General features: G+C 58.0%; 1 protein-coding gene and 1 pseudogene. Both read left to right on the forward strand.

The window, feature by feature from the left end:
* Positions 1–144 (forward strand): annotated as a pseudogene (locus SB753_RS36265) (carbohydrate ABC transporter permease); the annotation flags it as partial.
* Positions 145–180: 36 nt separating this feature from the next.
* Positions 181–295 (forward strand): beta-galactosidase (locus tag SB753_RS36270; protein WP_410804937.1); only part of this gene is annotated, 115 nt, incomplete at its 3' end.

Below are 295 nucleotides of genomic sequence, written 5' to 3' on the forward strand. Positions count from 1 at the left end.
GCCGCGCTCAAGGGGCAATGGACGACCGCATGGAATCTGGTCGCGGCCGGCTCGGTGCTTGCCGCGCTGCCCTCCGTATTGATGTTCTTCGCGATGCAAAAGCATTTCGTCGCCGGCCTGACTTTTGGTGCAAGCAAGGGCTAACCGGCTATTCGACGTCACTCATAAAGAGACTTTCACATGCAACTTGGTGTTTGCTACTACCCCGAACAATGGCCGCGCACGATGTGGGCCGACGACGCGAAGCGTATGGTCGAACTCGGCATCACGCACGTACGTATCGCTGAATTCGCGT

The organism is Paraburkholderia sp. SIMBA_053 (assembly GCF_046534895.1).
Lineage (GTDB): Bacteria > Pseudomonadota > Gammaproteobacteria > Burkholderiales > Burkholderiaceae > Paraburkholderia > Paraburkholderia caledonica.